Here is a 7,016-nt window from a genome sequence, read left to right as displayed (position 1 = left end):
CTACTTGCTTACAGCACCTTGCTGAGCAGCCAGGTAACATTGAGCCGCTGTTACCTTGGAACATTAAGAAAAGCTAGGTGTCGTTAGCTATACGCTTACTTTGCAACGGGGACGGCTTTGTTTCTATCATAGTCAGCATTGACTGAATAACTGACCATAAAGATAAGCAGGGTTAAACTTGTTAATAATAACGTTTTCATCGAGACTCCTCGCAATTTATCATTCAATTAGCAGTACCATAGGCTACCAGCTAATGAATTCTTTACCTTTAGTTTTACGAATTTCAGTTTCATCAGCCCATTCGACTAAACCACTTTGTAAATCCATTAAACGCAGGGTAAATTTGTAATAAACATCTGATTGATCTTTATTAGATTTTACAATACTGGCTAAGTTGCCATAAAGCATATATTGAGCACCTACTTGTTTGCCAAATTGCATGGCTTTACTTGGGTCTACCATGCCACTACTTTGTTGATAATCAAGTTGTTTTCGTACCGCTGTGACTCGATCCATATCGACAAACCTAAATTTACCTGAACGTAGTAACTTGGTTGAAATAGAGTCGGTAATTGATTCAGTATCAATATGTTCGCTAGTTTTGTTTTTGATACTTTCGACAAAGAGAATAGGGCGAGTGTTGGCGGTTAATGTGCCTACTACTGGCGAAACTAATAATGAGTCCGTCATCTCTGCGGCAACTTTTTGTAGGTCGGTAGAGCCGAAGTTAATATCGGTTGTTTCAACAGCGGTTGCATCGCCATAACGTACTACCGACTTATTGGTACAGCCAGTTGCAAGGGTAAGTGTTAATGCAATACCGGTAATAAGAATCAGATTTTTCATTGTGTTTTCCTTCGCTTGCTAATGTTAATTTATTTCACTATTGTTTTGATACCCTAGAGCTTAATCGGGTAGTCGTCTATTTTTAGTCATACGTGCTAATATCTAAAAAACTTTTCTGGTATCTCACGCACATAAAGGCTATATGATGCTACACGTGGAGTCGGGGCTAACCCAGGGACTATTGCTGTTTGCATACCGTGTAAATTCAGCGGTTTCCACGGGCTTTTACCTGCCTCAATAACAAAGCCTTCTTTATCAAACCAAGTAAATTGATACTGTAGTTTGAGTGTTTTTTCATAAGTACTCGTCAGTGATAAGTTAAGTTCGAGTAAGTCGTTATGAGTTCTCGTCCTAATATCACTAATATGAAGCTTTTTGCTTAACTCTGCATTATGTACTTGTAAATACTGGCTGTATTTTTGTCCAGGGGCTATTTGTTCACTGCCGATCCCTGAAGTCATCGGTGGAACATTTTTACAACCACTTAGTAATAATGTTGTCGTTAATGCTACTACTAACAGCGTTGAGCCTGATGTTATCGCTGATATGCTTATCATATTCATATTTTTCATTATTTAATACTCCATATTCTAATAAGGCGCTGTGGCTTGCTTAAAGACTTATACTTTGATAATCGCTATAATTACCAATCGAGGTCACTTTTATTAAGGTTTGTCTGTCCTCGTTTATCTCAACAGTGATTGTGCGTTGAGTACCATTAATATTGACATCAATATCATGTTTTCCTGGTGATAATGTTAGTCTAAGTATATGAATGCTATCGGGTAGTGTACTCCAGCTTCGAGTATCTGCTTTTTCAGAAGCAACATTGTATAGACTAGCTAATATATTACCAATGTCACCAATTTTGCGGCTAAATTGCTGCCGTATTTCTTCTTTAGCAACTAGCCGTATAATTTGTCGGGTAACAATGGTTGGCATACTATCTTGCAACTGCTTAGCGGCAAGAGATTGTAGACGAACAATTTCATGTGATTGATAGGTCTGTCCTTGATAGTTTAACGAAAGACCTGAATATTGCGCTAAACGATTTTGATAACTGGGTAAAGCAAGGCTATAAAAACGTATATCGTTATGACTAGTAAAAATGGGTAAATTTATTGAGGCTTCCTGCTTACTGGCGATAATACCTTGCTCGATAAGTATAACTAATTGCCCCATTTTACTTTGTTCATTAGGCTTATCTTTCTGATTGCTTTCGCTGATACTCCTTGCAAAGCGAGACTTAAATAACGATATGTCACTTGTCATAGCAAGTTGGGTCGCTAAGCGCCAAACGTCTTTTTGTAGAGTGATGTTATTAGGGTAAATTTCTAAGGCTTTTTTATAATCTATATAGGCATCATTGCTTTGCCCTGCAGCTTCATACAGTATGCCGGATAAGTAAAAGGTATAGGCATTTTGAAAACCATTTTTTACTTCGCCAATGACGTTATTCATCACTGGATAGTTATTGGCTAGGTCACTAGGGTTAATACCTTTGCTAGCCATACTTTGTTGGCTATCATAAAGCTCTTTTTGATTAGCTTGCAGTGCTTTATTTTGTACTATATTCGCCCGTCGAATTTCAACTAAAGCGCCAGAGAGATCGCTTTGACTTAAGTAATTTAACGCTTGATAAGAGTGCAGCATACTTTGTTCATAATAGGGAATATCGTATCGTGTTGCATTATCGTTACTTATGATAGCGGTGACATTGTCGATACCACGACTAACTTCGACTTTAGCTGCTTGTTCAGCTTGCTGGATCTTTTGGTACACTTTAGTAAAGTTTTGCTGACTTACTAGGTTATTATTGGCCAGAAACGCTAAGCGAGCTTTCTCTAATAAATTTAAGTGATAACTGCCATTACTTTCACTACGTTCGGGTATTAATGATAGTGCTTGTTGAAAACGACCTTGTTGTTGGGCACTTTTTACGGCTTGCATTTGTTGATTATAATTACTAAATAAATCATTAAATGAAGTGCCTGCACAAGCACTTAATATGATTGTAAATAATAATGCTATGAATTTTTTAGTGACGTTTTTTCGCATTGAATTAGCTTATCTTGTTGCGGCTATATAACAAGCACAGCCCTGTATAAAAAGTGTAATCATAGCTTATAAGGATATTCTCGAATAAGTTGCCAATAAGTATTCTAGTGAGGTTTACCACTGTACTTTATTTTTGTACCACGATTCATCCTATTTTGACATCGCTTTAGCGAAAGCTATTTTACCTTTAATACCATAACTGCTACTTTGATAAGTTAAATGTCAGTAATTTTAATCTGGTGAGGATTTAATTATCGCTACTTCCACTATTCATATATGTCTAACATACTCTAAGTTACTAAGCCGTTTAGTCTTGGTGACTTTGCTGTTAGGCTGGTCAACGGTCCCAGCGTTAGCCGAAGAAAAAGCGCTAACTAAGCCACAACAAAATAACCATGAACGTAAACTGAAAATTGATGAAAAGAGTGTAACTAAGCACACCACTAAAGTTAACGGTGAAAAGTTTAACTATACTGCGACCACAGGCACACAGCCGGTGTGGGATGAAGAAGGCAACCCAACGGCCAGCTTGTTTTATACTTATTATCAACGTAGCGATGTAAAAAACACAGCTAAAAGGCCATTAGTTATTTCATTTAATGGCGGTCCTGGCTCTGCTTCAGTGTGGATGCATGTCGCTTATACAGGACCTAAAGTATTAAACGTAGATGCTGAAGGTTATCCGTTACAGCCTTATGGCGTAAAAACTAATCCATACTCTATTTTAGATGTTGCCGATATTGTTTTTGTTAACCCAGTAAATACTGGTTATTCACGCGTGTTACCTAATAAAGATGGCAAAATGCCTACTAAAGCAGAACAGAAAAAATACTTCTTTGGTGTCAATGCCGATATTAGCTATTTAGCAGAATGGGTCAATACCTTTGTAAGTCGCAACAATCGCTGGCGCTCGCCTAAATATTTAATAGGTGAAAGCTATGGTACTACGCGTGTTGCTGGTTTAGCACAAGCGTTGCAATCACGCCAATGGATGTATGTTAATGGGGTGATATTAGTTTCACCTACTGATATTGGTATTAAACGCGATGGTCCAGTTAAAGCGGCTAATAGGTTGCCTTACTTTACCGCAGCTGCTTGGTATCACCAAGCATTAGCACCTGTGTTGCAGCAAAAGCCGTTAACTGAATTATTGGCACAAGTAGAAGCCTTTACGCTTAATGACTATTTACCTGCCTTAGCTAAAGGTGGTTTTATTTCCGTACAAGAAAAACAAGTTATTGCTGAGCAAGTTGCCCAGTACTCAGGTTTATCCGTATCGGCCGTGATTAATAATAACTTAGATGTTGATACATCATTTTTCTGGAAAGAATTATTACGTGATAGGAAGCAAACCATTGGTCGCTTAGATTCACGTTATTTAGGTATTGATAAAAAAGTTGCCGGTTCACGTCCAGACTATAATGCTGAGTTAAGCTCTTGGTTACATAGCTTCACTCCCGCTATTAATTATTACTTACGTGAAGAGCTGCATTATAAAACTGACATTAAATATAATATGTTCGGTAATGTTCACCCTTGGGATCGTAGTGGTAATAACACCGGAGAAGGTTTACGCTCTGCTATGGCACAAAATCCGTATTTACAAGTGATGATTCAATCCGGCTACTTTGATGGTGCAACTAACTACTTTGATGCCAAATACACTTTATGGCAACTAGACCCAAGCGGCTTAATGAAAGAGCGATTATCGTTTAAAGGTTATGAAAGTGGTCATATGATGTATTTACGCCGTGAAGACTTAAAAAAAGCGAATCAAGATATTCGTGATTTTATTAAGCAAAGCCTTCCAGCTAAAGATAAAGCAGCTAAGTACGAATAAAGGTAGGAGTAGCGTAATAGCAAGGCATAATCGCTAAATTGGGCTATATTGCTAATATAAACAATTAGGTTAAAGCTTACTGACACAACAATCATGATGTTAATGCTAAGGGTGAATGATTTTTGGCGTAACTTTGTTGAATAGCCCTATAATCAAGGTTCTACTTTCAATAAATAGCGTACAAAAAAGAGAAAGAACAAACGACTAATATTAATAACCATTATAGTTTTTTACTTCAAAAAAAAATTAATAACAATACTTCTTGCTTTATTATTTTCTTTTTAAAGTAAAAAACTGTATAATGCGCGCCCAATTGTAGCCCTATTCGTTAACCCGCATGATGTAGCATCATGGAGTAAAAAAACGATAGTAACAGCGAGTAACGCCTGTGTTAGATAAATTAAGAAATGTGGCAATTATTGCTCACGTTGACCACGGAAAAACCACTTTAGTTGATAAATTACTTGAACAGTCAGGTACACTAGATGCGCGAGGCGGTCTAGAAGAACGTACAATGGACTCAAATGATATCGAAAAAGAACGTGGTATCACCATCTTAGCTAAAAACACGGCTATTAACTGGAACGGCTACCGTGTAAACATCGTAGATACTCCTGGCCATGCTGATTTTGGTGGTGAAGTTGAACGTGTAATGTCAATGGTTGATTCAGTTTTACTTATCGTTGATGCGCAAGAAGGCCCTATGCCACAAACGCGCTTTGTAACGAAAAAAGCATTTGCTCAAGGCTTAAAGCCAATTGTTGTTATCAACAAGGTTGATAAGCCTGGTTCTCGTCCTGATTGGGTTATGGATCAAGTTTTTGAATTATTTGATAACCTTGGTGCTACTGATGAACAACTTGACTTTAAAGTTGTTTACGCTTCAGCAATCAATGGTTGGGCTACGCTTGAAGAAGGCGCAACCGGCACAGATATGACGCCGTTGTTTGATACTATTCTTAACGAAGTACCATCACCAAAAGCGGATCCAGATGGTCCATTCCAAATGCAAATTTCTCAACTTGATTACAGCTCTTACTTAGGCGTAATCGGTGTTGGTCGTATTACACGTGGTAGCGTTAAACCTAACCAACAAGTAACGATTCAATTGGCTAATGGTGGTGTACATAACGCTAAAGTCGGTAAAGTTTTTGGTTACTTAGGCTTGGAAAGACATGACGTTGAAGAAGGCTTTGCTGGTGATATTATTGCGATTACCGGTTTAGGCGAATTAAAAATCTCTGATACGATTTGTTGTCCAACTGAAGTTGAAGGTTTACCGTTGTTATCGGTTGATGAACCAACCATCAACATGACGTTCCAAGTAAACACTTCACCATTTTGTGGTAAAGAAGGTAAATTTGTTACCTCACGTAACATCAAAGACCGTTTAGATAAAGAATTAATTCATAACGTTGCTTTACGTGTTGAGCAACTTACCGATGCTGATAAGTTTAAAGTATCAGGTCGTGGTGAGCTTCATTTAGGCATCCTAATTGAGAACATGCGTCGTGAAGGCTTTGAGTTAGCGGTATCACGTCCAGAAGTTATTATTCGTGAAGTGAATGGTCAATTAGAAGAACCTTACGAAACAGTAACCATTGATGTTGAAGAGCAACATCAAGGTCCTATTATGGAAAAAATGGGTGTTCGTAAAGCTGAATTAACTGATATGGCACCAGATGGTACCGGCCGTATCCGTATGGATTTCATCATGCCAAGTCGTGGTTTGATCGGTTTCCAAACAGAATTCATGACGTTAACGTCAGGCTCTGGTTTAATTTATCATACATTCTTTGAATACGGACCGCACAAAGGTGGCGAAATTGGCCAACGTAAAAATGGTGTTATGGTTGCTAATGCAACAGGTAAAGCCTTAACTAACGCTATCTTTAACTTACAATCTCGCGGTCGTATGTTAATTGGTCACGGTGTTGACATTTATGAAGGTCAAATTATTGGTATTCATAGTCGTGATAACGATTTAACGGTTAACGCTCTTAAAGGTAAGCAATTAACTAACGTTCGTTCATCAGGTACTGATGAAGCACAAACGTTAACGCCGCCTATCGTGATGTCTTTAGAGCAAGCGTTAGAATTTATCGATAACGATGAATTAGTGGAAGTTACACCTGAAAGTATTCGTATACGTAAAAAATCATTAAAAGAGAATGATCGTAAACGAGAAGGTCGTGGTTCTAAGTAATAATATTACAGCTTTACTTGGATAAACACTGATTCAAAACGCTTATTACTTAGGTAATAAGCGTTT

General features: G+C 37.8%; 5 protein-coding genes. 2 read left to right on the top strand and 3 right to left on the bottom strand.

Annotated features, from left to right (window positions below; translation table 11 throughout):
* Positions 1–243 precede the first annotated feature (243 nt).
* The 3 genes from lpoB to FCS21_RS10195 all read right to left on the bottom strand — a co-directional run bounded on the left by lpoB (position 244) and on the right by FCS21_RS10195 (position 2,904).
* Complete coding sequence (lpoB, locus tag FCS21_RS10205) at positions 244–846, bottom strand: penicillin-binding protein activator LpoB (protein WP_138623006.1); 603 nt, start codon at positions 844–846, stop codon at positions 244–246.
* A 95-nt stretch (positions 847–941) separates the two neighbouring features.
* Positions 942–1,418: a YcfL family putative periplasmic lipoprotein gene (locus FCS21_RS10200; protein ID WP_138623004.1), complete on the bottom strand. Its 477-nt coding sequence runs from the start codon at positions 1,416–1,418 to the stop codon at positions 942–944.
* 40 nt (positions 1,419–1,458) lie between these two features.
* On the bottom strand, positions 1,459–2,904 hold the full coding sequence (locus FCS21_RS10195; RefSeq protein WP_171035680.1) for a COG3014 family protein: 1,446 nt from the start codon (positions 2,902–2,904) through the stop codon (positions 1,459–1,461).
* Positions 2,905–3,229: 325 nt separating this feature from the next.
* On the opposite strand from FCS21_RS10195, the gene FCS21_RS10190 reads away from it, so the two are divergent.
* The gene (locus tag FCS21_RS10190) at positions 3,230–4,744 is read left to right on the top strand and encodes a S10 family peptidase (protein ID WP_371287236.1); all 1,515 of its coding nucleotides are present in this window, start codon (positions 3,230–3,232) and stop codon (positions 4,742–4,744) included.
* 388 nt (positions 4,745–5,132) lie between these two features.
* Positions 5,133–6,950, top strand: coding sequence for a translational GTPase TypA (gene typA, locus FCS21_RS10185; protein WP_138623000.1), 1,818 nt, complete (start codon positions 5,133–5,135; stop codon positions 6,948–6,950).
* Positions 6,951–7,016 lie beyond the last annotated feature (66 nt).

The organism is Colwellia ponticola (genome assembly GCF_005885605.1).
GTDB classification, from domain to species: domain Bacteria; phylum Pseudomonadota; class Gammaproteobacteria; order Enterobacterales; family Alteromonadaceae; genus Colwellia; species Colwellia ponticola.
Note: the sequence above shows the minus strand (reverse complement) of the source record. Positions and strands in the feature narration are given on the sequence as shown.